This is a genomic window from Arthrobacter sp. 10L424 (genome assembly GCF_056395325.1).
Genome location: NZ_JBFTJH010000011.1, coordinates 164558 through 188399 on the forward strand (window position 1 = coordinate 164558; position 23842 = coordinate 188399).

Genomic DNA, 23842 nt, shown 5'->3' on the forward strand with positions numbered 1-23842 from the left:
TCCACGCAGCGCTGGTTCACGCGGCAACTCCGCAGCGCCGGGTATTGTCGCCGCCATTCGCTTCGCCACGACCCCCACACCACCGAAGCCGAGTAACGTTGAAGTGTGCCGGGCGGCTGACCCCCAATGCAGCCGCCCGGCCGCTCGCTCCCGGCAGGACACAAGGCAGATCAGTCCCCCGGTACCTGCGTGCCCGGCGCTAGTGTTGCTGCATGAGCGACGTCGTGCCGAAGGGGCCAGCCGACCTGAACGACGCACCCGGCGACGGTCAGGCCATGCTCAGCGCCGCCGCGTCCACGCCGGACTTGCCGGGCACGACGGCACCGCCGCCTGGCCCGGATGCCCCGCCGGCCGGCCGTTCCCGCATCGGATGGGCCGACCTCCCGGAATCCGTCCGGTCCGCCGTCGAGTGCCTGATGGACAGTCCCGTCATGGCCGCCCACTCCCAACCCGGCGGATACTCCCCCGGCAGCGCGGATCGGGTGGTCACGGCCAAGGGCAGCCGGTTTTTCGTGAAGGCAGTATCCAGCTCGTTGAACCCCGAGTCGCCGCAGCTGCACCGCCGGGAAGCGCGGATCATGACCCTGCTCCCCGCCGGACTGCCCATCCCGCGACTTGTGGGCACCCATGACGACGGCGAATGGGTCGCCTTAGTGTTCACGGACGTTGACGGACGGCACCCGCAACTGTCGGGCGCCGATCTTCACGCAGTCCTCGATGCCGTCGACGCAATCTCCGCACGTTCTTTGCCGCCCCAGGCCCTCGAGGTCTTGCCGTCGCTGACAGAGGAGGTGCGGGAAATCTTTGCGGGCTGGGTGACGCTGCGCAACGACCCGCACCCCGGACTCGACCCGTGGGCGGCAGCGAACCATGCCCTGCTGGAGTCCCTGTCCGCTGCCGCTGCAGAGAACGTGGGCGGTGATCGGCTCGCGCACGTTGACCTGCGGGCAGACAACATTCTCATCGACCGCGCCGGGCAGGCCGTCATTGTCGACTGGCCCTGGGCGGCACACGGAGCGCCGTGGTTCGACGCCCTCACCCTCCTCGTCGATGCGCGGGTCAACGATCCGGCGTGCGATACGGAGACGGCCCTCCGGGAGCACGCCGTCTTCGCGGGCGCCCAGCCGCAGCAGGTGGATTCCGTGCTCGCGGCGCTGGCCGGATACTTCCTTGACAATGCCCGCAGGCCCTCGCCGCCGGGGCTTCCCACTTTGCGCGCGTTCCAGCAGGCGGAAGGGGCAGCATGCCTTGGATGGCTGCAGGAACGGTTGGAGCGACCAGTACCGGCAGGGGTGTTCTGAGATGGCTTCCGGCTGGGGTAAGGTAAATCTCGTTGTTCCCCGGGACCAGGTCCAGCATTTTGGACAGTCCCACTGCGGCTGTAGCTCAATGGTAGAGCGCTAGCTTCCCAAGCTTGATACGCGGGTTCGATTCCCGTCAGCCGCTCCAATCCCCTGCAGAACCCCGCACATCGGACGGGCCCGAAGCCTTTAGGTCGCTACCTGTATCGTTCGAAGTCAGGAACCTCTTCGGTTCCGCTACAGGAGCGATCATGGCTGACAAATCACCCCGTCAAGCAGCATCCAAGAAATCCGGCAAATCCATCAAGGAAAAGCGCGCCGAGAAGAGGGACGCCGCAGCCCCGCCCAGCTCCCTGGACAAGGCCACCGGCTCCAAGCCGGCGGGTGCCAAAAAGAAGTGAGCGGCGCCATGAGCCACCTCACCCTCGGAGTCCTGGCCACCACGCGGAAGCCTGACGAACGGCGCCTCCCGATCCACCCCCACCACTTGGACCGCATCGCCCCGGAACTCCGGCAGCAGCTCATCCTGGAGGAAGGCTACGGCGAGCGTTTCGGCGTCTCGGACGCCCACCTCGCACCGCTCGTGGGGCGCATCGCCCCTCGGACGCAACTGCTGGCCGAGGCCGACGTCGTCCTCCTGCCCAAGCCGCAGCCCGAAGACCTCGCCGAGCTGCGCGACGGGCAGGTCCTCTGGGGCTGGCCGCACTGCGTCCAGGACCGTGCCATCACGCAACTGGCAATCGACAAGAAGCTTACGCTTATCGCCTTTGAGGCGATGAACCACTGGGCCAGCGACGGCGGCTTCGGCCTCCACGTGTTCCACAAGAACAACGAGCTGGCGGGCTACTGCTCCGTGCTGCATGCCTTGGCGCTGACCGGTTCCACGGGCGACTACGGCCGCCGCCTGAGCGCCGTCGTCATCGGCTTCGGGGCCACGGCCCGCGGTGCCGTGACGGCCCTCAACGCCCACGGCATCCATGACGTCCAAGTGCTGACCAACCGAGGCGTCGCCGCGGTGGGTTCGCCCATCCATTCGGTGCGGATCGCGCAGTTCGACCATGACGACAAGGCGCCCTTCCTCAGCGAGGTCATCACCGAGCGGGGGCGCGTGCCGCTGGCGCCGTTCCTGGCCGAGAGTGACATCGTGGTCAATTGCACCCTGCAGGACCCGAACGCGCCGCTGACGTACCTGCGCACCGAGGACCTGGACGCGTTCCGGCCCGGCAGCCTGATTGTGGATGTGTCCTGCGACGAGGGCATGGGCTTCAGCTGGGCGAAAACCACCACGTTCACCGAGCCGATGTTCACGGTCGGGGACCACATCGACTATTACGCGGTGGACCACAGCCCGTCCTACCTGTGGAACTCGGCCAGCTGGGAAATCAGCGAGGCGCTGCTTCCGTTCCTGGAAACCGTGATCACCGGGCCCGAGGCCTGGGCCGCGAACGAGACCATCCGCCGCGCGATCGAAATCCGCGACGGCGTGGTCCTCAATCCGGATGTACTGCAGTTCCAGCACCGCGGGCCGGAGTACCCGCACCCGCCCCTGACGGACTAACACCCGTTTCCGCTGCGAAAACGGACAGCCGCTGCGTGGATCCACGCAGCGGCTGTCCGAAAACGGCGCGGAAGGCTAGGGCGTCGCGGCTGCCGGCGGCAGGTTCTGGTTCCGGACAATCCTCAAGAGCCTGCGCCGGTCCTTCAAGTCCACCTTGAGCATCAGCTGGTCCCGGCGTGCCAGCACGACGGCGACCGTCGCTGCGGCGAGCGCCGGCACCCCGCCGGCGACCAGGATGGCCGTGTGCGGATCCACATGCTCGGCCAGCCAGCCCGTCATCGGCCCGCCAATGGCCTGCCCGCCGATCAGCACCATGATGTACAGGCTCATGACGCGGCCGCGGATGGCCATATTGGAGCTGATCTGGACCAGCTGGTTGGCCGCGGTCAGGAACATCAGGCACCAGAACCCGGCCAGCACCATCGCCGCCCCGAACCACACCATGGACGGCGCCAGGGAGGCCAGGCAGAGCATCAGCCCGTACATCCCGGCGCCCAGCATCACCGAGCGCAGCCGCAGTTCCCGCCGGCGTGCGGAGGTGATCGCCCCGGCCAGCGCCCCGAGGGCCACGAGCGCGTTCAGCAGGCCGTAGCCGCCGGCACCGACGTCGTACACGTGGTCCGCGAAGGCTGCCAGCAGCACCGGCAGGCTCATCGCGAACACCGCGACAAAGCCGGCCATCAGCCAGGGCCAGTAGATGGTGGGCTTGCTCAGCGCGTAGTTCAACCCTTCGCGCAGCATCCCCTTGCGCTTGGGCACCGGGGCGCTGAGGTGCAGCTGGTCCTTCCGCAGGGTGAGCAGCATCGCGACCGTGAAGCAGCAGGCGACGGCGTTTGCGGCGAACGCCCATCCGGCGCCCACCGCCGTGATCAGCAGCCCGGCGAGCGCCGGCCCGATCAGGCCGCCAAGCTGGAACGTCGTGGAATTCACGCTGATGGCGTTCCGGAGGTAGGCCGGCCCCACGAGCTCATTGACGAAGACCTGCCGCGCGGGCTGGTCCAGCACGGTGACCAGGCCCAGGCACAGAGCGATCACGTAGACGTGCCAGACCTCGATCCGCTGGCTCAGCGCCAGCACCGCGAGGATGGCCGCCAGCACCGCCGCAACCGACTGGCAGAGCATCAGGATCCTGCGCTTGGCGAAGCGGTCCGCCATCATTCCGGCCCACGGGCCGAGGAACAGCGAGGGCAGGAACTGCAGCGCCACCGTGATGCCGACGGCGGTGACGGAACCGGAGAGCTGGAGCACCAGCCAGTCCTGGGCGATCCGCTGCATCCACAGGGCGATCACGGCGATGAAGTGCCCGATCGCGAAGATGCGGAAATTGCGGACCTTCAGCGAGATGAAGGTGTGGCGCCAGGGCAGTGGCGCGTTGACGACGGCGATTGGCGCGGTGACGGTGTCGGGCAGGGCAGTTACGTTGGCCTCTAAAGGCGGAGGGGGTGCCACGGAAAGTCCTCAAGGGAGCGGGTGAGCGGGGATGCCTTAACGCTAAGCTGGCCGCAGCGGATTGTGGAAGATTATTCACCGCATAACTAGCATTACGGAACGCAATGTGGCACGAGTTCGCCGCAGGTCAGGAGCCCGCATGTTCGAACCGGCCCAGCTGCGGTCCTTCCTTGCCGTGGCCGAAACCCTGAGCTTCACCAAAGCCGCCGAACGGCTGGGGCTCGCGCAGCCCACGGTCAGCCAGCACGTGCGCAAGCTCGAGGCCGCCGCGAAGCGCGTCCTGGTGGCACGGGATACCAGGGACGTGCGCCTGACGGACAACGGGGACGCCATGGCCGGCTTCGCCCGCAGCATCCTGTCCGCGCACGACGCGGCCTCCCGCTACTTCTCCGGATCGGCCATGCGCGGCCGGCTGCGCTTCGGCACGGCGGACGACCTCGCAATCACCGGCCTGCCGAGGATCCTGAGGGAGTTCCGGCAGGTCTACCCGCAGATCAACCTGGAACTGACCGTGGGCCAAAGCGACCAGCTCTACAAGAGGCTGAATGCCGGCCAGTTGGACCTCGTCTTCGTCAAATGGGTGGCCGGGGCCAAGGACGGCACAGTGGTGCAGCAGGACTCCTTTGCCTGGGTGGGCCTGGAGCAGACCTCGCTGGACGCTGCCGAGCCCGTGCCGCTGATTGCTTACCCGTCACCCAGCCTGAGCCGGAAGCTGGCCATCGACGCGCTCGAATCCGCCGGACGGACCTGGCGCATCACCTGCACCACCCGGCAGATCAGCGGCGTGCTGGCGGCTGTCCGGGCCGGCATCGGCGTGGCGGTCATGCCGGCTTCGCTGGTGCCGGAGGACCTGAAGATCATCACCCGGCGCTTCGACCTGCCGCCGGTGGGCGAGGTCGATTTCACCCTCATCCGCAACCCGCTGGCCAACACCGAGGTGATCGAGGCGCTGACCCAGACGATCGCGGGCCGCACCCTGCGGCGCCCGGCCTGAGCCGACCCTCGTGCCGGAGTGGAACATCACTGTTTCCACGGCCTGCGTACACGCCGATGTACCTACTCGGATTGCGTACTTACGCATACCATTGATCCACTCGGATTCCTGGCTTATCCTGAGTGTGTTGCAGGTCAAGCAGAGGCCTATGACAACGATTCGATATACGAACGCTGTCCTATGGGTCTGCCGTGCGGCGACCTGCCGGAGGCGTTCGGGATAGGCCGACAGTGACGCCAGCCATTAACCGCCCGCACTCCCCTTCCGCATCAACAGCCCGAAGCCTCAAGCCCGTGGGCCCGTTCTCACAGGCTGTGCATCGCGGCGCGGCCGCCAAGCACCCCAGCCTCGGACGTCTGGACCCGCATCCCACCACGCTGGTTGAGGCGGAGTACGTCGGAAGCCCGTATTGCGAACGGTGCGGAACCGACGAGTTCATCTACCTCGAGACCTTTATCCCTGCCACCCATCACCGGGACGGTTCCATCAATAAATTGGGCGAAGTCACGTACTTCTGCTCCGGTTGCGACGACTTCTCCGCGCACGCGGTGCCCGCGTCGTGGGTTCCGCCAGGCTGGTATTTCGGCTGAGTCCGCGGGCGCCGCGCACTCCCCACAGACCACGAGCCGGGCAGCCACCATTGGAGGGTGGCTGCCCGGCTCGTTTGTGTCTGCCTTCAGGAGGCAGCCGGCGAGGGCCGGCCCTAGATCAGGCCGTCCGTGATGAAGTTCGGCGTACCAAAGCGGTGCGCTGTGATGCTGATGGCCTGCTCGTGCAGGAACGGCAGCAGCTCAACGCGTCCGGCCTCGGTCACCGGGTGGAAGTAGATCGCCAGGTCCGGGCGTCCGCCGGTCACCTCGGCCAGGGCCTTGGCGTCGCCCCCGATGAGCCGGATCCGGGAGGTAGCGAGTTTGGCCGTTCCTGCGAGCTTGCCCGCGGAGGCCAGCCAGTCGGCGTCGTTCTGCACGGTGACGTCGATGCCAAGGCCGGAGAGCACGGTGCGCAGCTGGGCGGGGAGCTCGACGGCGGTGGACACCGTCAGTGCCGAGCCCGCCAGGACACCGGCCGCCACTGTCCGGACCAGGCGGGCGAGGGGCTCGCCCTCGGAGAGCCGCACGGTGACCGGCAGGGCGCGGTAGCGGAAGATGTTCCGTTCGGCGCTCAGCCCGGAGACGTCCTTGGCCGTACCGAATTCCCCGGTCCAGGCGAGGGTGTCGGAGGCCAGGGCACGCTGCAGCGCTTCCAGCTCGTCGGCGGCCAGGATACCCGCGGCCGCCTGCCCGATCCGGCGGACTCCCGCGTGGGGGGAAACGGCGGCCGGGGCGGTGCTGGGCTTGCCGGCCCATTCGCCGAGTCCGACGAGGTAGTTCGGCCCGCCGGCCTTGGTGCCGGCGCCGACGGCGGATTTCTTCCAGCCGCCGAAGGGCTGGCGCTGCACGATGGCGCCGGTAATGCCGCGGTTGACGTAGAGGTTGCCGGCCTGGACGGTCTCGAGCCAGAGGCCCACCTCCGCCGGGTTCAGCGAGTGCAGCCCGGATGTGAGCCCGTACTCGATCTGGTTCTGGATGGCGATGGCCTCCTCCAGGGTTTCTGCGGTCATCACGCCCAGGACGGGGCCGAAGAACTCGGTGAGGTGGAAGTAGGATCCGCGCCGGACGCCGTAGCGGACGCCCGGGCTCCAGAGCTTGCCCGTCCCGTCCAGCTTCTTCGGCTCGACGGCCCAGCTTTCGCCTTCACCGAGGGTGGTGAGGGCATTGAGGAGCTTGCCGTTGGCGGGTTCGATGATCGGGCCCATCTGGCTGGCGGGGTCCTCGGGGTAGCCGACCTTAAGGGAGGTGACGGCATCGATCAGCTGGTTGTGGAAGCGCTTGGACTTGGCCACGGATCCCACGAGGATCACCAGCGAGGCAGCGGAGCACTTCTGGCCGGCGTGGCCGAAGGCGGAGTACGCGACGTCCTTGGCGGCGAGGTCCAGGTCCGCGCTCGGCGTGACGATGATGGCGTTCTTGCCGCTGGTTTCGGCCAGCAGCGGCAGGTCCTGGCGGAAGGAGCGGAACAGCTCGGCGGTCTCGTAGCCGCCGGTCAGGATGACGCGGTCCACCGCCGGGTGGGAGATCAGCTGCTGCCCTAGTTCCCGCTCGCCCAGCTGCACCATGGTGAGCACGTCGCGGGGAACGCCGGCCTCCCAGAGCGCCTCGATCATGACCGCGCCGCTGCGGCGGGCCTGCTTGGCGGGCTTGATGACGACGGCGGAGCCGGCGGCAAGGGCCGCGAGGGTGGAGCCGGCCGGGATGGCGACCGGGAAGTTCCACGGCGGGGTCACGACGGTGAGCTTGGCCGGGACGAACGTGGCGCCGTCGACGTCGTCGAGCTTGCGGGCGGACTCGGCGTAGTAGTGCGCGAAGTCGACGGCCTCGCTGACTTCGGGATCGCCCTGGTCGATGGTCTTGCCGGTCTCGCTGGCCATGACCTCGAGGAGGTCCGCGCGGCGGGCCTCGAGGACGTCGCCGGCGCGGTGCAGGATGGCGGCGCGCTCGGCGCCGGAGAGTGCGCCCCAGGCCTTGCCCTTCTCGACGGCGGTCTCGATGACCGTGTTCAGGGTCGCGGCATCGTTGATGGTGGCGGCGTCGACGGCGGCGTTGCCGAGGGTCGAGGTCGTGACGCGGCCGAGGATGGCGCGGCCCCAGGCGCGGTTGGCCGGCAGCGACGGGTCGGTGTCGGCGGTGTTCTCGAAGGAGTCGTGCGGCATCGGCTCGGCCGGAAGGCTGCGGTTCTGCCGGCGGTTCGGCGGCGGGACCTCGTCGTCGAGCTTGGCCAGGGAGGCAAGGAAGCGCTGCTTCTCACGCTCGAAGAGCGTTTCGTTCTCGCTGAGTTCGAAGACCGCGGACATGAAGTTGTCCTGGCTGGCGCCTTCCTCGAGCCGGCGGATCAGGTAGGCGATCGCGACGTCGAACTCGGCCGGGTGGACCACCGGGGTGTAGAGCAGCAGGGAGCCGACGTCCTTCTTGACGGCTTCGGCCTGGCCCTGGGCCATGCCGAGCAGCATCTCGAATTCGATGCCGGACTCAACACCGCGCTGCTTGGCCAGGAGCCACGCGAAGGCGATGTCGAAGAGGTTGTGGCCGGCGACGCCGATCCGGATGTTGCGGATCCGGTCCGGGTGCAGCGAGTAGTTGATGACGCGCTTGTAGTTGGTGTCCGAGTCCTGCTTGGTGTTCCAGGTGGCGAGCGGCCAGTCGTGCAGGGACGCCTCGACCTGTTCCATCGGCAGGTTGGCGCCCTTGACCACACGGACCTTGATCGCGGCTCCGCCGCCGGCGCGGCGGGCGGCTGCCCAGTCCTGGAGGCGGATCATGGCGGCGAGCGCGTCCGGGAGGTAGGCCTGCAGCACAATGCCGGCCTCGAGGTCCTTGAACTCCGGCTTGTCCAGGATCCGGGTAAAGACCGCGATGGTCATGTCCAGGTCCTTGTACTCCTCCATGTCCAGGTTGATGAACTTGGCCTTCTGTCCGCCGGCGGCAAAGGAGGCGGCGCGGGTGAAGAGCGGGGTGAGCTTCTCGACGACGTGCTCCACGGCCTCGTCAAAGGCCCAGGCCGAGTGCGGGGCCACGGTGGACGAAACCTTGATGGAGACGTAGTCGACGTCGGGCCGGGACAGGAGCTTGTGAGTTCCCTCGAGGCGGCGCGACGCCTCATGTTCGCCGAGCACGGCCTCGCCGAGGAGGTTGACGTTGAGTTTGATGCCGTCCTTGCGGATCTTGGCGATGGCGGGGCCCAGCTTGGCGTCGGTGGCATCGACGATCAGGTGGCCGACCATTTCGCGGAGCACACGGCGGGCGACCGGGATGACCACCTGCGGCAGGGCCGGGGCCATGGTGCCGCCGAGGCGGACGGCGCTGCGCATGTACCAGGGCAGGAAGGCGGGGACTTTGGGCGCCAGCGCGGCGAGGTTCCGGGCGGCGACCTGCAGGTCCTCGGGACGGACGACGCCGTCGACGAACCCCACGGTGAAGTCGAGGCCGTTGGGGTCCTTCAGGACGCCGGCGAGCTGTTCGGCGGAGGCGTCGACGGGGACCTTCGCCGCTTCGGTGAGCCAGTGGCGTACCAGCCCGATGGTCTCCTCGGCGAGGGCTGCGGCCTCAAGGACCGGCGAGCCTTCCGAGACGGGTGCGTGGTCGGCGGCGCTGCCAGTGTTCACGTCGGACTCCGTTGAAATGTTGGTCATGGCTGGTACTCGTTCTTTCTCAAAATGTGGACCCTTCTTGATTCAGTATGCGACCCGATTTTCATAAGATAAAGCGATGTTTTCTGAGCAATACTGGTTAGGAAAATCGAAGAGTTGCAGGTCGGGCGCAACACCCTCCGGACACACGAATGCGCTATCATTCTTGGCTCCCAAAGGGCGCGGATGGGAGCCAAAAGTGATAGCGCAACTCGGGTGGTGCGCGGTTACTTGAGGGGGCGGTGCATTTCCACGAACTCCTCGTGCCGCGGGCTGTCCGGGTTCATCAGCGAGTGCTTGCGGCCGTAGCCGAAATAGATGACCAGGCCGATGACGAGCCAGATGCCGAACCGGGCCCAGGTCTCCCAGTGCAGCTGGAGCATCAGGAAGGCCGATGCCAGCACGCCGAAGGCGGGCACCAGCGGCATCAGGGGAAGCCGGAAGGTGCGCGGGGCCTCGGGCTTCTTGTAGCGGAACACGATGACCGCGGTGCAGACGACGACGAACGCTGCCAGGATGCCGATGTTCGTCAGGTCGGCGACGGCCTTGATCGGGAAAACGCCGGCGAGCAGCGCGGAGGCGACGCCGGCGATCCAGGTCACGCGCTGCGGCGTGCCGTGGCGGTCCGTCTTGGAGAACCAGCCGGGGAGCAGCCCGTCGCGGCTCATCGAGAACCAGACGCGGGTGACGCCGAGGAGGAAGGTGAGCATTACGGTCAGGATGGACAGCACGGCAAAGACCGAGATGATCGTGGCGATGACCGGCAGTCCCACACTGTTGAAGGCGGACGCGAAGCCGGCCTTGGGATCGATTGCCGTGTAGTTCTGCATGCCGGTGAGCACCAGGGTTGCGGCGACGTAGAGGAGCATCGCGATGATGAGGGACATGATGATGGCCTTCGGCATGTGCTTCTTGCCGTCCTTCGCCTCTTCCGCGGCGGTGCTCATCGCGTCGTACCCGAACACGGCGAAGAACACGGTGGCAGCTCCCGCCACCACCGGACCGAAGCCGCTCGGCATAAACGGGTTGTAGTTTCCGGTATCGATGTAGAAGATGCCGAGACCGATGATGAACAGGATCAGGATGACCTTGATGGCGACGGCGATCAGCTCGAACCGGCCGAAGGTCTTGGTGCCCCGGGACAGGATCCAGGTCACGAGCAGGCAGACCGCGATCGCCGGGATGTTGACGATGCCGCCGGTGCCTTCATCCGGCGTCGCAGTCATCCAGACGGGCATGTTGACGCCGATGCCGGAGAGGAAAGCGTCGAAGTAGCCGGAAATGCCGATGGCCACGACGGCCACAATCGCAATGTATTCCAGCAGCAGGTCCCAGCCGATGAACCAGCCGATGATTTCGCCGAGCGCCACGTAGCCGTAGGTATAGGCCGACCCCGCCCGAGGGATCATGCCGGCGAATTCCGCGTACGACAATGCGGCCGCCGCGGAGGCGAGTCCCGCGATCAGGAAGGAAAACAGCACCGCCGGGCCGACGCCGGGTTCGGACGAGCTTCCGTGGGCGACGAGGCCCGCCAGGGAAAAGATGCCGACGCCGATGATTCCGCCGACGCCGATGGCCGTCAGTTGCCAGAACCCCAGGCTTTTCATCAAACCGCTGTGAAGGTTCTCTTCCTCAATGTCGTCGATCGGCTTGCGCCGCATGATCGACCTGTCTATGTCTTGTGCAGCCATCAGGGCCTCCCGCGTTTAGGTGTGGCGCCCATCAATCCACCCTGTGATGGGGGTTACTCAACGACAACAGTATGCAACCGGGATTGCATTAGATAAAGTGAATTCTCCTAATCAATAACCATTAGAATTCACAAAGGAATAGCGATGCTGGATGTCCGGCGGTTGCGCCTTCTGCGCGAACTGAAGATCCGGGGCACCCTGGCCGAGGTCGCCGAGGCGCTTCAGTACAGCCCCTCCTCGGTCTCGCAGCAGCTGGCCCTCCTGGAAAAGGAGGCCGGCGTCGAACTTCTCCGCAAGACCGGACGCCGCGTCCAGCTCACCCCGCAGGCGGAAGTCCTGGTGGCCCACACCGCCCAGCTCCTGGAAACGCTGGAACAGGCCGAGGCGGATCTGGCAGCCTCCCTGACAACCGTGACGGGTACGGTCCGCATCGCCGTGTTCCAGTCTGCGGCGCTGGCCCTGATGCCGGACGCCCTCACCCGGATGGCGTCCAGCTATCCCGAGGTGCGGATCGAGATGACCCAGCGGGAACCCGAGACGGCACTCCATGAAACGTGGGCGCGGGACTTTGACCTGGTGATTGCCGAGCAGTACCCCGGACACGCGGCTCCCCGGTATGCCGAACTCGACCGCGTCCGGCTCACGAGTGATGCGATCCGCCTCGCCGTTCCGCCGCACGGACCCGGCCGTCCGGCCATCACATCCCTTACGGATACCGCCGGGATGGCCTGGGTGATGGAGCCGCGCGGGGCGGCGTCGCGGCACTGGGCCGAGCAGGCCTGCCGCAGCGCCGGGTTCGAGCCCGACGTCCGCTTTGAGACGGCCGACCTGCAGGCCCAGATCCGGCTGATTGAATCCGGGAACGCCGTTGCCCTCATGCCGGACCTCGTCTGGACCGGGCGGGGCACGACGTCGCAGCTGATCACCCTGCCGGGCGATCCGCACCGGACCATCTTCACCTCGGTACGGCGCTCCAGCGCCACGCGCCCGGCGATCCTGGCCGCCCGGGAGATCCTGGCCGAGACAGCGGCCTCGATCCCGCCCGCCGGACCCTGACCGGCGGGGTGTTCGCTGGCTCACAGCGCTCCCGGCGGCCCGGCGCTAGACTGGTCCCGTTATGAATCGCACAATATTCAAGTCCAAGATCCACCGCGCCACGGTCACGCACGCGGACCTCCACTATGTCGGCTCGGTCACCGTGGACCTGGATCTGCTGGAAGCGGCCGACATCCTCCCCGGCGAGCTGGTGTCCATTGTCGACGTCACCAACGGGGCCCGCCTGGAGACGTACACCATCGCCGGCGAGCGCGGTTCAGGGGTGATCGGGATCAACGGTGCCGCTGCGCACCTCATGCACGAGAACGACATCATCATCCTGATCACCTATGCCCAGATGACCACGGATGAGGCCAAGGCCTACAGCCCCAAGGTGGTCCATGTGGACAAGGACAACAAGATTGTCCAGATCGGCAACGACCCCGCGGAGGGCCATACGCCCGGGATCATGCGCCCGCCGTTTGCGCTGAACAACGCCACGCTGAACTGACGGCCCCGAACGCTGCCCGGCGGCTTGCACCGTAACAGGCGCCCGGTACTAATAAAGCTGATTACTCTGGAAGGGTGACCGCCACCCTTTCCCCGCCCAGCACGCCGCGGACCGCCACGTGCTAGGCGTCCTCGCCGGATTCTTCGTGGTCTGGTGCATCATCCTGGTGGGCATGTTCGTCGGCCGGCGCGGGATCCTGGGCGAGAACGCCCGCTCCGTACTCAGCGCGCTGACGTTCTTCGTCGCCAGTCCGGCCCTGCTGTTCGACACCCTCAGCAAGGCCAACGTCCACAACATCTTCGCCGCCCCGCTCCTCGTGGCGGCGGTCGGCGCCTTCGCGACGGCGGGGCTCTTCTTCATCATCGTCCGCTTCCTGCTCAAACGCTCCCTGGCGGAATCCCTGATGTCGTCCATGAGCGCTTCACTGGCCAACTCCGCCAACCTCGGCATCCCCATCGCGGTCTACGTCCTGGGCGACGCCAGCTACGTGGCGCCGCTGCTGATCTTCCAGCTTGCGTTTTTCACTCCCCTGTTCCTGATGGCCTTGGACGCCACCACGAGCACCCACCGGACCACCCCGCTGAGCTTCCTGCTGATGATCCTGCGGAATCCCGTGATCGTGGGCACCGGGCTGGGCCTGGTGGTGGCCGCAACCGGGTGGCAGGTGCCACCGCTGGTGATGGAGCCGATCCACCTTATCGGCGGGGCCGCCATCCCTGCCATGCTGCTGGCCTTCGGCATGAGCCTCAACGGCTCCCGCCCGCTGCCTGCCTCGGCCGGCCGCCGGATCGACACCCTCCTGGCCTGCGGCTTCAAGCTCGTGGTCCACCCGCTTCTGGCCTACCTCTTCGCGCGTTTCGCCCTGCATCTGGAGGACCAGGCACTTTTCGCCGTCGTGGTCACCTCCGCCCTCCCCACCGCGCAGAACGTTTTTGTCATCGCAACCCGCTACCGGACCGGCCTGGCCGTGGCCAAGGACACCGTGCTGATCACGACGGTGGTGGCCGTGCCTGCCATGATCGTTGTGGCCCTGCTCCTCACCTGACGCCTGCCCTGCCTGCCTGCCCTGCCCGCCCGCCTTCCCGCACCAACACCATCCGGAGGACCCATTGACCACCCACCTGGACACCGTCGTAATCGGGGGCGGCGCCATGGGCTCGGCAGCTGCCTGGGCCCTGGCCAGCCGCGGCCGGGACGTGACCCTGCTGGAGCAGTTCTCCCCGGGGCACCGCAACGGCGCCTCGCACGGCGCCACGCGGAACCTCAATCCCGGCTACGCCGATCCGGACTACGTCGCGATGCTGGCCGAAGCGGTCCGGTTGTGGGACGAACTCGAGGCCGACGGCGGCGAGCGCCTGCTGGCGCGCACCGGCGTCGTGAACCACGGGACCGATCCACGGCTGGGCGACGTGCGGGACGCCCTCCACGCCGCCGGCCTGCGGGCCGAGTTCCTGGGCGCCGCGGAAGCGGCCGAACGCTGGCGCGGCATCCGGTTCGACCAGGAGGCGCTGTACATGCCCGACGGCGGGCAGCTGAATCCCGACGCTGCCCTGCCGGTGCTGCAGCGCCTCGCCGCGGGCCGCGGGGCCGACGTCCGGCACCAGGTCAAGGTGCTGGAGCTCGCTGTGGAGGACGACGGCGTCCGGCTGACGGTCGACGCCGATGGCCGGACCGAGGTGCTGGCCGCCCGGCAGGCCGTCGTCACCGCCGGCGCCTGGACCTCGAAGCTGCTCGGCGGGCTGGCGTCCCTTCCCCGGCTCACCGTGACGCAGGAACAGCCGGCACACTTCGCCGTCACCGACGAGGGCGCGGTCTGGCCCGGGTTCAACCATGCCCCTGGCCACGGCGCGGAGTTCGCGGACTGGTACTCGCCGGTCTACGGGATGCAGACGCCCGGCGAGGGAATCAAGGCAGGCTGGCACGGCGTGGGACCGGTCGTGGACCCGGACCGGAGGTCGTTCACGCCGGAGCCGACCCAAATGGCGGCGCTGCAACGCTACGCCCGGACATGGCTCCCCGGAGTGGACGCCGACTCCCTGACGGATGTCAGCTGCACGTACACCACCACCGTGGACGAGAACTTCATCCTCGACCGCATCGGGCCGCTCGTGATCGGCGCGGGCTTCTCCGGCCACGGGTTCAAATTCACTCCCGTCGTCGGGCGGATCCTCGCCGACCTCGCGACCGGCGAAGGCACGGCGCCGGCAATCTTCTCGGCGTCCCGCCTGGGCGTCCGCTGATCCCCGGCCTGTACCGAAGCAACGCGGGGTCAGACCGCGTCCATCCCGCCCCGCGGCATGGACGCGGTCTGACCCCGCGTTGTCGCCCCTCGCCGGTAGGCTGAGTCCGGCCTTAACCGCCCCGCAGATAACCGGGGCAACAGCACGAATTGGGGAAGAATTGCACAGCGATATTAAGCGCGGAGACAACCAGCGCCGGGACAAAACACGCGGCACGGCTGGACCCCTGACCGCTGGATCCCTGTCGACCAGGTCTCTGACGGCCAGATCCGGCGCCGTCGACTGGATCGCGGCCGGGCTGGCCGGGCTGCTGCTGGTTTCCGCCACGGCCTGCGCCAGCCCAGGGACGGCACCGGCCGCCGCCCCGACCGCCGTCGAAAGCTCCGTGGCCGCCGTCGAGACCTCCGCCCCGGCCGTGGAGGGCGCCCCGCTGGACCCCGAGACTCCCGCCGCAGCCGAGGGCTCCAGCGCGCCCCACCAGCAGCCGGCGTTCGCCAGCAAGGCCCTGGAGGTGCTGGCCACGATCCCGGTCAAGGGCCGCGCACCCAAGACGGGCTACTCGCGCGACCAGTTCGGCCAGGCCTGGGCCGACGTGGACCGCAACGGCTGCGACACCCGCAACGACATGCTCCGCCGGGACCTGAGCAACCTCGCCCTCAAGCCCGGCACCCGGGACTGCGTTGTCCTCTCCGGCGTCCTGGCCGACCCCTACACGGCTACCCTGATCAACTTCCTCCGCGGCGGCAGCACAAGCGCTGCCGTGCAGATCGACCATGTCGTAGCCCTCAGCGACGCCTGGCAGAAGGGCGCCCAGCAGCTCACCGCGGCCCAGCGGCTCTCCTTCGCCAACGATCCGCTGAACCTGCTCGCGGTGGACGGGCCCGCCAACCAGCAAAAGAGCGACGGCGACGCCGCCACCTGGCTGCCGCCGAACAAGTCCTTCCGCTGCGACTACGTGGCCCGCCAGATCTCGGTCAAGTCCAGCTACGGGTTGTGGGTCACCCGGGCCGAACACGATGCAATGGCGCGCGTGCTCGGGGACTGCCCGGACACGGCCGCCCCCACCAGCCAGGTTGCGCCCGCTCCCCCGGCGCAACCACAGCCGGCACCCGCTCCGGCCAACGCCGCGCCCGCGCCGGCCGCCCCGGTCCCCGCAGCCCCGGCTCCCGCGGAGGTGTACTACGCGAACTGCGCCGCCGCCCGGGCTGCCGGCGCCGCGCCGCTGCGGGCCGGCCAGCCGGGCTACCGCGAGAAGATGGACGGCGACCGCGACGGCGTCGCCTGCGAATAGCGGGCCATCAGAACCAGGGTATGCGGCGCCCCTAGTCCTTCGGCAGCGCGTCGAGCAGCCGGGCGCACCGGATGAAACCCAGGTGCGAGTACGCCTGCGGGTGGTTCCCCAGGTGCGTTTCCGTGCCCGGGTCGTACTCCTCCGGCAGCAGCCCGGTGGGGCCGAACAGGTTGACCAGCTGGTCGAACAGGTCCCAGGCCTCCTCGATCCGGCCCACCGCGATATAAGCCTCGATCAGCCACGTCGTGCAGATGTGGAAGCCGCCCTCCAGGCCCGGCAGTCCGTCGTCGTACCGGTAGCGGAACACGGTTGGCCCCACGCGCAGTTCCCGCTCCACCGCCGTAACGGTGTCCAGGAAGCGCTGGTCCGCAACGTCCAGCAGCCCGGAGAGCCCGATGTGCAGCACCGCGGCGTCCAGGTCCGGGCTGTCGTAGGCCACGGTGTAGGACTCTGAACTCTCGTCCCAGCCCTCGCGCAGGACTTCCTCCCGGATGGTCGCGGCCGTCGGTTCCCACTCGGGGAGCGGCTCCCGGCCGTGCCGGGCGGCGGTGCGCAGGGCCCGGTCCAGCGCCACCCAGCACATCACTTTCGTGTAAATGTGGTGCCGCGGCGCCCGCCGGGCCTCCCAGATCCCGTGGTCGGCCTCGTGCCAGCGGGCCAGCACGGCGGAGGCCATCTGGACCATCAGCTCCCAGTGGGCGTCGGCCAGTGTGCCCTGCCGGGCGCTCAGGGCATCGATCAGTTCGGCGATCGGACCGAAGACGTCCAGCTGCACCTGGTGGTCCGCGGCGTTGCCGATCCGCACCGGCCGGGAGCCCGCGTAGCCGGGCAGGCTTTCGATGATGGCTTCGGTGGACAGCGGCGCCCCGGTGACCGAATACAGCGGATGCAGCCACTCCGGGCCGGGGGCGTGGGCCAGGATCCGGCCCAGCCAGGCCAGGAATCCTTCCGCCTCCGCGGTGGAGCCCAGGTCCACCAGCGCGTTGACTGTCATGGAGCCGTCGCGCAGCCAGCAGTACCGGTAGTCCCAGTTCCGGGTGCCTCCGATCCCCTCCGGCAACGAGGTGGTGGGCGCGGCCAGCACGGCGCCGGTGGGCTCATGGACCAGGGCGCGGAGCACCAGGGCCGACCGGCGGACCAGGGAGGGTTTCACGGCGGGCAGCTGCAGTGCCTGCACCCAGCGCCGGGAATGATGTGCGACGGCGGCGCGGCGCGAGTTCTCCTCCGGCGGTTCCGGCCGCTGGGGTTCCGTGTCGCCGCAGCGCAGGTTCAGCACCACCGGGCCGTGCCGCAGCTCGACGTCGGCCGTGGCGGTGGCATGGCGGCCGTCCGAGGTGATGGTGAAGCCGACGCCGGGTGCCAGCAGGATGATCGGGTCCGCGGTCCCGACAACATGCAGCTCCGGGCCGCGGGCTTCCATGCTGAACGGGGCGTTGGCGTAGTCAGGGCGCGGCGCAAAGACAATCCGCGCCGTACCGGTGCCGGAGAGGACCCGGACCAGGCTGGTGATTCCGTCCGGCGCCGGTTCCAGGTAGTCCGTGACGGTGACGTCGGCCCAGCGGGTTTCCACGATCATGGTGCTGTCCACGTAGCGCTGACCCAGGACCTGCGAGGCCTTTACCGGTTCCACCGAGAAATGGCCCGCCGCGTCGCCGCCGAGGAGGTGGGCAAAAAGGGATCCCGAGTCCGGCAGGGGGTGGCTCATCCAGCAGATCCTGGCGTCCGGGGTGATGAGGGCGGTGGAGGAGCCGTTGCCGATCATCGAGTGCCGCTCCAGGCCGACGGCGTCCTCCCCGAAGAGCCAGGCCCGCCGGAGTTCAAAGAGGATGCCCAAGACCCGGGCGAAGGACTCCGGATCCCGCAGCCGGTGCGCCGCGACCGTCTGCCCCGCGCCGACGCGCAGGCCCAGGTCCGGGCCGCGCAGCGTGGCCATGGCGGCCTCGTCGCTGGCGGCATCCCCGGCGTAGAGGGCGGCGCTGACCCCGAGCATGGACCGCAGGTGCTCCATGGCGGCGGCCTTGGACGGTTCCACTACGGACAGGTCCAGGACGGAGCCGTCGACAATGAAGTTCAGCCCGTGCGCCCGGGCGATTTCCTCCGCCTGCCGGGTGGCCAGCGCGACGACGTCGGGGGCGGCCGGGCGGGTGTGCACGGACACGGCGACGGGCTTGCGCTCGATGGTGATGCCGCGGTAGGCGCCCACGGTTTCAGCGAGGGCCTGGCTGGCCTGCTGCAGCACGGATTCGGTGGCCAGGGACAGCCCGTGGGCGAAGCCCATGTCGAACTCGGCGCCGTGCGAACCGACGAGGTGCACCTCGGCGGGGAGCCGTGAGACGGCGGCCAGGTCACGCAGGGAACGCCCGGAGATGACGGCTGCGTGGGTGTTCGGGAGGGCGGCCAGCGCGCGGAGTGCAATCGCCGCACCGCCCAGCGGCAGGGTCTCGGTGGAGATTCCTTCTGCTTCGCACAGGGTCCCGCCGTAGTTGCAGGCCACGAGCAGCCCCGGGGTGCGGGCCAGGATCTTGAGTTCGGCCAGCAGCTGCGGCGTCAGCCCGTCGTCGGCGGCGTTGGTCTGCACAAAGGCGCGGAGCAGGCCCAGCGGCAGGGATTTCGTCAGGAGGGCAGAGTCGGCCAGGGACTGGTTGAGCGGAGTGGGCATGCGCGGAGTCCTTCGAGTCGCCCCCAATGCCTGCATGAGACCGTCCCCGCGGGACGTACTTCCAGTATCCTCCGGGCTCGATTTCCCCTGGGTGTCCCGGCGGTTGCGGGTGTGTAACATCCGCTCCCGCCGGCCCTCGTCACGCAGGGCAGGTTTTCGGCGGCCAAGAAGCCCTCCCGCCGCGCCAATCAGCGGCAGGACGGCGTCGAACCCCGCAATAGCCTGCCGTGCGTGACGGGGCCGGACGGCACAACCGGACGGCAGAACCCGATTGCGGCACCCGTTTGCGGCGCGGGCGCCGGCCCCTAAGGCTAGACCCGGACCAGTCCGGCGACGTCGGCGAGGAGCTGCACCGAGCGCAGCCGGGCCTCGGTGCCGGTGCTCTGGTGCGCGACGATCAGCTCGTCGGCGTCGGCGTGGGCGGTGAATTCGTCCAGGTATGCCAGCACGGCGTCCGGGGTGCCGACGGCGGAATACTTCATCATCTGGGCCACGTGCTGGCCCTGCGGCGAGTCCAGGATCATGTCCGCCTCGTCGTCGCTGAACTCGCGGCCGTTGCCGAAGAACAGGGAAACGCGGGCGCGTTTGGTGGCCCGGAACATCTCCTGCGCCTCGGCCGCGGAGTCCGCGGCGATTACGTTGACGCCGGCGATCACGTGCGGCGCGTCCAGCTGCGCGGAGGGCTGGAAGTCGCGGCGGTAGATGGCGACGGCGTCCTGCAGCGCGTTGGGCGCGAAGTGCGAGGCGAAGGCGTAGGGCAGGCCCAGCTGCGCGGCAAGCCTGGCGCCGAACAGCGAGGATCCCAGGATGTACAGCGGCACATTGGTGCCCTTGCCCGGGGTGGCCTCCACGCCCTGGATCCGGGTGGGGCCGGTCAGGTAGCCCAGGAGTTCCAGCACGTCCTGCGGGAAGCTGTCTGAGGACATCGGGTCGCGGCGCAGGGCCCGCAGCGTGTTCTGGTCGCTGCCGGGCGCGCGGCCCAGGCCCAGGTCGATGCGTCCCGGGTGCAGGGTTTCGAGCGTACCGAACTGCTCAGCGATGGTCAGCGGGGAATGGTTGGGCAGCATCACGCCGCCGGCACCAAGGCGGATACTCTCCGTCTGTGCGGCGACGTGGGCGATCAGCACGCTGGTGGCCGAGGAGGCGATCGCGGACATGTTGTGGTGCTCGGCGTACCAGACCCTCCGGTACCCCAGCTTCTCGGCAAGCTGCGCCATCGCGACGCTTCCCGCGAGGCTCTCTGCCGCCGTCTGGCCCTTGCCGATGGTTGCCAGGTCAAGGATGGAAAGCGGAACAGTCACGGAAAAGCCGGCCTTTCGTAGCGGGGAAGTCTCAGGTGCCGCGCCGGATCACGGCACGCTCACACTGGCGACAACGACGCCGGGTCCCGGGTTATTTCTGCCCCGGCTGTGGCGCTCCCCATGTAGCCGGCGGCTCAGGGACACGAATAGTTGTAGTCCAGCCCGCCGGAAATGTACTGGGTCAGGGCCACGCGGCTGCCGGGGGTGAGCGCCGGCAGTGAGCAGTTGGCTTTGGCCCCTGCCAGGGACCGCGCACCGGCAAGCCAGCTCGGCAGGCCGGCGAGCGGGCTGCTTGCCGGAACCGTGCCGGCAATCTGGTTCCACTGGTACCCCGTGGAATACAGCCCGACTTTCGCGTTGATGCTCTTGAAGTAGGCGGCCATGCCTTCGAGGTCGGCGACGTTGGAGGTCTTGTCCGGCTGCCAGCTGTTTTGGGTCTCCACGTCCAGCCACCACAGGTACTTTTCCGGATTGTCGACGCCGCGGATGGTGGCGTCGTCGTAGGCCTTGGCATAGCCGTACATGTAGGAGCAGGCCCCGAAGTCGCCCTGGCCGCTGCCGCAGGCACCATAGGGGTTGGCGACGTCGGCACCGCCATAGTGATTGGAACCCGGCCACCATGAGCCCTGGAGGCCAGGGTTGGCCGTATTGACGTAGAGCGCCACCCGAGGTTGGGCGGTGAGGGCCGGGGACGGGGCGGTGTTCGCCCAGGAGAGCTGGGCCGGCAGGCACGGGTTGGTGGTGTTGGCGAGGCCGTTGTTTACGCCGACGATCGCGAAAGCCGGCTTCTTGGGGAGGGTCTTGCCGCATTGGGGCCAGGAAACGTCGATGCCGACCGGATCGGCATTTCGGGGCGGGGCCGCACTGGCCGTTCCCCCGCCCAGCAGGACAAGGCCAAGCGTGATGGCGGCGGAAACCAGCTTCGTCAATACCCGGGTAGCCATGCCCCAGCTTACGACCGGCCCCTGCCCCGGGCCGGGAAACCCGCCGTGCGCGTCGGCCGTTGGAATACCCGGCAGGCTGAGGGAGTTGCCGCCCCTAAGTCCCCTCACTTTCCAACGCCGGCCTGCTGGCCGGCAGAACAGGAGCCTGACATGGCAAGCATTCTGATGGTCGTATCTGCCGCCGATTCCCTCACCATGCGGGACGGCAGCAAACACCCCACCGGCTACTGGGCCGAGGAACTGGTGGTTTCACACCAGACCCTCCGCAACGCCGGGCACACCGTCCACATCGCCACGCCCGGCGGTGCCAAGCCCACAGTGGACGAGGTGAGCCTTGCCGCCGGGTCCGCCGGCGGCCAGGACCGCGCCGAAAGTTTCCGCAAGTACCTCGCCGGGATCGACGCCGAGCTGTCCGCGCCGCTGGCGCTGGCCGACGTCGACCCCTCCGGCTACGACGCGATCGTCCTGCCCGGCGGCCACGGCCCCATGGCCGATCTCTACCAGGACGCGGACCTCGGCAAGATAGTGGTGGCGGCCAACACGGCGGGCACCATCATCGCGCCGTTCTGCCACGGCCCGGCCGGCCTGCTGAGCGCCACCGACGACGCGGGTACGTTCGCCTTCGCGGGACGCCGCCTCACAGTATTCACGAACGAGGAGGAACTGGGCGGCGGCACCGGGCCCAGCACGCCGTGGTTCGTGGAGGACGTGCTGCGGGACAAAGGCGCCGTCGTCGAGACCGCCGCCGCCTGGAGCTCCCATGTGGTGCGCGACGGCAATCTGATCAGCGGCCAGAACCCGCAGTCCAGCGAGGACGTGGCGCAGGCAGTCCTCAAGGCCCTGGCCGGGTAGCGCCCCCGGAAACAACTCCGGCCGAAGCCGGGTCCGGGCTGCCGGACCCGGCTAAGCTGTCCGCATGGCCATCAAATCCACTGCAGATAAAGTCGCCACCATCCAGAAGGGGTACACCCTCGAGGGCCCCACAATTGAGCTCGGCGCCGCGATCATCGACGGCGAAGTCCACAAGGACGCCCCCGTCCGGCTGCCGCTGTCCATGATGAACCGCCACGGGCTGGTGGCCGGGGCAACCGGCACGGGCAAGACCGTCACGCTGCACATGATGGCCGAACAGCTCTCCACCGCCGGGGTCCCGGTGTTCCTGGCGGATATCAAGGGCGATCTGTCCGGGCTGGCCACGGCCGCCGCGGGCAGCGAAAAACTGCTGGCCCGCACGGCAGGGATCGGCCAGCCCTGGTCCGGCAAGACGTTCCCGGTGGAATTCCTGGCCCTGGGCGGTGACGGCAACGGGATCCCGGTGCGCGCCACCATCACGTCCTTCGGGCCCATCCTGCTCTCCCGCATCATGGAGCTCAACGACACGCAGGAATCGAGCCTGCAGCTGGTCTTTCACTTCGCGGACAAGAACAACCTCGAACTGATCGACCTGAAAGACCTGCGCGCCGTCATCCAGTTCCTCACCTCCGCCGAAGGCAAGGACGAGCTCGAGGAACTCGGCGGGCTGTCGAAGGCGACGGCCGGCGTGATCCTCCGTGAACTCATCACGCTCGAGGCGCAGGGCATGGAGAAGTTCTTCGGCGAACCCGAGTTCGACACCGCCGAACTGATGCGCACGGCCCCCGACGGACGCGGCGTCATCACCTGCCTGGAACTGCCCACCCTGCAGACCAAGCCGATGCTGTTCTCCACCTTCCTGATGTGGCTGCTGGCCGACCTGTTCGAGGACCTGCCCGAGGCCGGCGACCTGGACAAGCCGAAGCTGGTGTTCTTCCTGGACGAGGCCCACCTGCTGTTCAACGGCGCCTCTAAGGCGTTCCTGGACGCCATCACCACCACCGTTCGCCTGATCCGGTCCAAGGGCGTCGGCATCTTCTTCGTCACCCAGACCCCCAAGGATGTCCCCGCGGAGGTTTTGGGGCAGCTCGCCAACCGGGTGCAGCACGCCCTCCGGGCCTACACGCCGGAGGACGCCAAGGCGCTCAAAGCCACCGTCTCCACGTTCCCGATGAGCGACTACGACCTGGAGGAAACGCTCACCTCGGCCGGTATCGGCGAGGCGGTGATCACCGTCATGAACGAAAAGGGCGCCCCGACGCCGGTGGCGCTCACCCGCCTGCGCGCGCCAGAATCCGTCATGGGGCCCAGCGCCGACGCCCTGATCTCGAGCACCGTGGCCGGCTCGGCGCTGCTGCCCAAGTACGGCACCGCCGTCGATAACGTCTCCGCGTACGAGAAGATCTCCGGGAAGGCAGCGGCGGACAGCGGCGCGGTGGAGTCTCCGGCTCCCGGCGCCGGCCCGTCCGGCGTCCGTACGTCCGGTGTCGACGCCGAGGCGCGGCGGATCGAGGAGGACATACTGGGCCGTCCCAGCAGCCGGCCCGCTCCCGCTCCTCAAGAAACCCGCCAGGAACCTCAGCGCCAGGCACCCCGCCAGCCGCAGCGGCAGCCCGCGGACGACGGCGGCACGGCTGGGGACCTGGCCGGTGCTCTGGGCGGCGGGCTCAAGAGCATGGCCCGCTCGCTGGGGACCCAGCTCGGCCGGGAACTGCTCCGCGGAGTCTTCGGCACGGCCCCCAAGCGCCGCCGCTGAAGCGCGGCCGCTGAGCGGACCTTGTCACATGGTGCCCT

The 23842-nt window shown here is 68.4% G+C and carries 18 protein-coding genes and 1 tRNA gene; 13 read left to right on the top strand and 6 right to left on the bottom strand.

Going from position 1 to position 23842, the window contains the following annotated elements; translation table 11 throughout:
* The first annotated feature begins 212 nt into the window (after positions 1–212).
* From AC1DC5_RS17165 to AC1DC5_RS17180, 4 genes are all read left to right on the top strand, one after another.
* Positions 213–1301, top strand: coding sequence for a phosphotransferase family protein (locus AC1DC5_RS17165; RefSeq protein WP_476865947.1), 1089 nt, complete (start codon positions 213–215; stop codon positions 1299–1301).
* Between the two features lie 74 nt (positions 1302–1375).
* Positions 1376–1449 (top strand) — tRNA-Gly (locus tag AC1DC5_RS17170).
* A gap of 103 nt (positions 1450–1552) precedes the next feature.
* Positions 1553–1702, top strand: coding sequence for a hypothetical protein (locus AC1DC5_RS17175; RefSeq protein ID WP_441406243.1), 150 nt, complete (start codon positions 1553–1555; stop codon positions 1700–1702).
* Positions 1703–1710: 8 nt separating this feature from the next.
* A complete protein-coding gene (locus AC1DC5_RS17180) occupies positions 1711–2859 on the top strand; it encodes a N(5)-(carboxyethyl)ornithine synthase (RefSeq protein ID WP_476865948.1) in 1149 nt (382 codons plus the stop codon).
* A gap of 75 nt (positions 2860–2934) precedes the next feature.
* On the opposite strand, the gene AC1DC5_RS17185 is transcribed toward AC1DC5_RS17180, so the two are convergent.
* Positions 2935–4308 carry an MFS transporter gene (locus tag AC1DC5_RS17185; RefSeq protein ID WP_476865949.1) on the bottom strand — a complete coding sequence of 458 codons (1374 nt, stop codon included), beginning with the start codon at positions 4306–4308 and terminating at the stop codon, positions 2935–2937.
* 139 nt (positions 4309–4447) lie between these two features.
* On the opposite strand from AC1DC5_RS17185, the gene AC1DC5_RS17190 reads away from it, so the two are divergent.
* The gene (locus tag AC1DC5_RS17190) at positions 4448–5302 is read left to right on the top strand and encodes a LysR substrate-binding domain-containing protein (protein WP_476865950.1); all 855 of its coding nucleotides are present in this window, start codon (positions 4448–4450) and stop codon (positions 5300–5302) included.
* A gap of 293 nt (positions 5303–5595) precedes the next feature.
* Positions 5596–5892, top strand: a complete 297-nt coding sequence (locus AC1DC5_RS17195; protein WP_441406247.1) for a hypothetical protein — start codon at positions 5596–5598, stop codon at positions 5890–5892.
* 113 nt (positions 5893–6005) lie between these two features.
* On the opposite strand, the gene AC1DC5_RS17200 is transcribed toward AC1DC5_RS17195, so the two are convergent.
* Together AC1DC5_RS17200 and AC1DC5_RS17205 are read right to left on the bottom strand one after the other, a co-directional pair.
* Positions 6006–9527, bottom strand: coding sequence for a bifunctional proline dehydrogenase/L-glutamate gamma-semialdehyde dehydrogenase (locus tag AC1DC5_RS17200; RefSeq protein WP_476865951.1), 3522 nt, complete (start codon positions 9525–9527; stop codon positions 6006–6008).
* A gap of 224 nt (positions 9528–9751) precedes the next feature.
* A complete protein-coding gene (locus AC1DC5_RS17205) occupies positions 9752–11215 on the bottom strand; it encodes an amino acid permease (RefSeq protein WP_476865952.1) in 1464 nt (487 codons plus the stop codon).
* A 144-nt stretch (positions 11216–11359) separates the two neighbouring features.
* Between AC1DC5_RS17205 and AC1DC5_RS17210 the strand changes: the two genes are divergently transcribed.
* From AC1DC5_RS17210 to AC1DC5_RS17230, 5 genes are all read left to right on the top strand, one after another.
* A complete protein-coding gene (locus tag AC1DC5_RS17210) occupies positions 11360–12271 on the top strand; it encodes a LysR family transcriptional regulator (RefSeq protein ID WP_476865953.1) in 912 nt (303 codons plus the stop codon).
* Positions 12272–12332: 61 nt separating this feature from the next.
* Positions 12333–12761 carry an aspartate 1-decarboxylase gene (gene panD / locus AC1DC5_RS17215; RefSeq protein WP_224047853.1) on the top strand — a complete coding sequence of 143 codons (429 nt, stop codon included), beginning with the start codon at positions 12333–12335 and terminating at the stop codon, positions 12759–12761.
* A 118-nt stretch (positions 12762–12879) separates the two neighbouring features.
* Positions 12880–13806 (top strand): AEC family transporter, encoded by a 927-nt coding sequence (locus AC1DC5_RS17220; protein WP_476865954.1) that lies wholly within the window; start codon positions 12880–12882, stop codon positions 13804–13806.
* 64 nt (positions 13807–13870) lie between these two features.
* Positions 13871–15001, top strand: a complete 1131-nt coding sequence (locus AC1DC5_RS17225) for an FAD-dependent oxidoreductase (protein WP_476865955.1) — start codon at positions 13871–13873, stop codon at positions 14999–15001.
* A 160-nt stretch (positions 15002–15161) separates the two neighbouring features.
* Positions 15162–16292, top strand: coding sequence for a GmrSD restriction endonuclease domain-containing protein (locus tag AC1DC5_RS17230; protein ID WP_476865956.1), 1131 nt, complete (start codon positions 15162–15164; stop codon positions 16290–16292).
* 31 nt (positions 16293–16323) lie between these two features.
* Here AC1DC5_RS17230 and AC1DC5_RS17235 read toward each other — a convergent pair whose 3' ends face one another.
* From AC1DC5_RS17235 to AC1DC5_RS17245, 3 genes are all read right to left on the bottom strand, one after another.
* Entirely contained in the window at positions 16324–18951 is a 2628-nt protein-coding gene (locus tag AC1DC5_RS17235) for a trehalase-like domain-containing protein (protein ID WP_476865957.1), read from the bottom strand.
* A gap of 311 nt (positions 18952–19262) precedes the next feature.
* Positions 19263–20252 (bottom strand): LLM class flavin-dependent oxidoreductase, encoded by a 990-nt coding sequence (locus tag AC1DC5_RS17240; RefSeq protein WP_476865958.1) that lies wholly within the window; start codon positions 20250–20252, stop codon positions 19263–19265.
* 134 nt (positions 20253–20386) lie between these two features.
* Complete coding sequence (locus tag AC1DC5_RS17245; RefSeq protein WP_476865959.1) at positions 20387–21196, bottom strand: glycoside hydrolase family 25 domain-containing protein; 810 nt, start codon at positions 21194–21196, stop codon at positions 20387–20389.
* Positions 21197–21346: 150 nt separating this feature from the next.
* On the opposite strand from AC1DC5_RS17245, the gene AC1DC5_RS17250 reads away from it, so the two are divergent.
* Positions 21347–22048, top strand: a complete 702-nt coding sequence (locus AC1DC5_RS17250) for a type 1 glutamine amidotransferase domain-containing protein (protein WP_476865960.1) — start codon at positions 21347–21349, stop codon at positions 22046–22048.
* Between the two features lie 64 nt (positions 22049–22112).
* Positions 22113–23804, top strand: a complete 1692-nt coding sequence (locus tag AC1DC5_RS17255) for a helicase HerA-like domain-containing protein (protein WP_441406258.1) — start codon at positions 22113–22115, stop codon at positions 23802–23804.
* Positions 23805–23842 lie beyond the last annotated feature (38 nt).

What these genes read in the sequence shown, in the direction of transcription:
- AC1DC5_RS17165 (WP_476865947.1), top strand. Translation starts at nt 213, where the DNA reads ATGAGCGACGTCGTGCCGAAGGGGCCAGCCGACCTGAACGACGCACCC.
- AC1DC5_RS17175 (WP_441406243.1), top strand. Translation starts at nt 1,553, where the DNA reads ATGGCTGACAAATCACCCCGTCAAGCAGCATCCAAGAAATCCGGCAAA.
- AC1DC5_RS17180 (WP_476865948.1), top strand. Translation starts at nt 1,711, where the DNA reads ATGAGCCACCTCACCCTCGGAGTCCTGGCCACCACGCGGAAGCCTGAC.
- AC1DC5_RS17190 (WP_476865950.1), top strand. Translation starts at nt 4,448, where the DNA reads ATGTTCGAACCGGCCCAGCTGCGGTCCTTCCTTGCCGTGGCCGAAACC.
- AC1DC5_RS17200 (WP_476865951.1), bottom strand. Translation starts at nt 9,527, where the DNA reads ATGACCAACATTTCAACGGAGTCCGACGTGAACACTGGCAGCGCCGCC.
- AC1DC5_RS17205 (WP_476865952.1), bottom strand. Translation starts at nt 11,215, where the DNA reads ATGGCTGCACAAGACATAGACAGGTCGATCATGCGGCGCAAGCCGATC.
- AC1DC5_RS17210 (WP_476865953.1), top strand. Translation starts at nt 11,360, where the DNA reads ATGCTGGATGTCCGGCGGTTGCGCCTTCTGCGCGAACTGAAGATCCGG.
- panD (WP_224047853.1), top strand. Translation starts at nt 12,333, where the DNA reads ATGAATCGCACAATATTCAAGTCCAAGATCCACCGCGCCACGGTCACG.
- AC1DC5_RS17235 (WP_476865957.1), bottom strand. Translation starts at nt 18,951, where the DNA reads ATGCCCACTCCGCTCAACCAGTCCCTGGCCGACTCTGCCCTCCTGACG.
- AC1DC5_RS17245 (WP_476865959.1), bottom strand. Translation starts at nt 21,196, where the DNA reads ATGGCTACCCGGGTATTGACGAAGCTGGTTTCCGCCGCCATCACGCTT.
- AC1DC5_RS17250 (WP_476865960.1), top strand. Translation starts at nt 21,347, where the DNA reads ATGGCAAGCATTCTGATGGTCGTATCTGCCGCCGATTCCCTCACCATG.
- AC1DC5_RS17255 (WP_441406258.1), top strand. Translation starts at nt 22,113, where the DNA reads ATGGCCATCAAATCCACTGCAGATAAAGTCGCCACCATCCAGAAGGGG.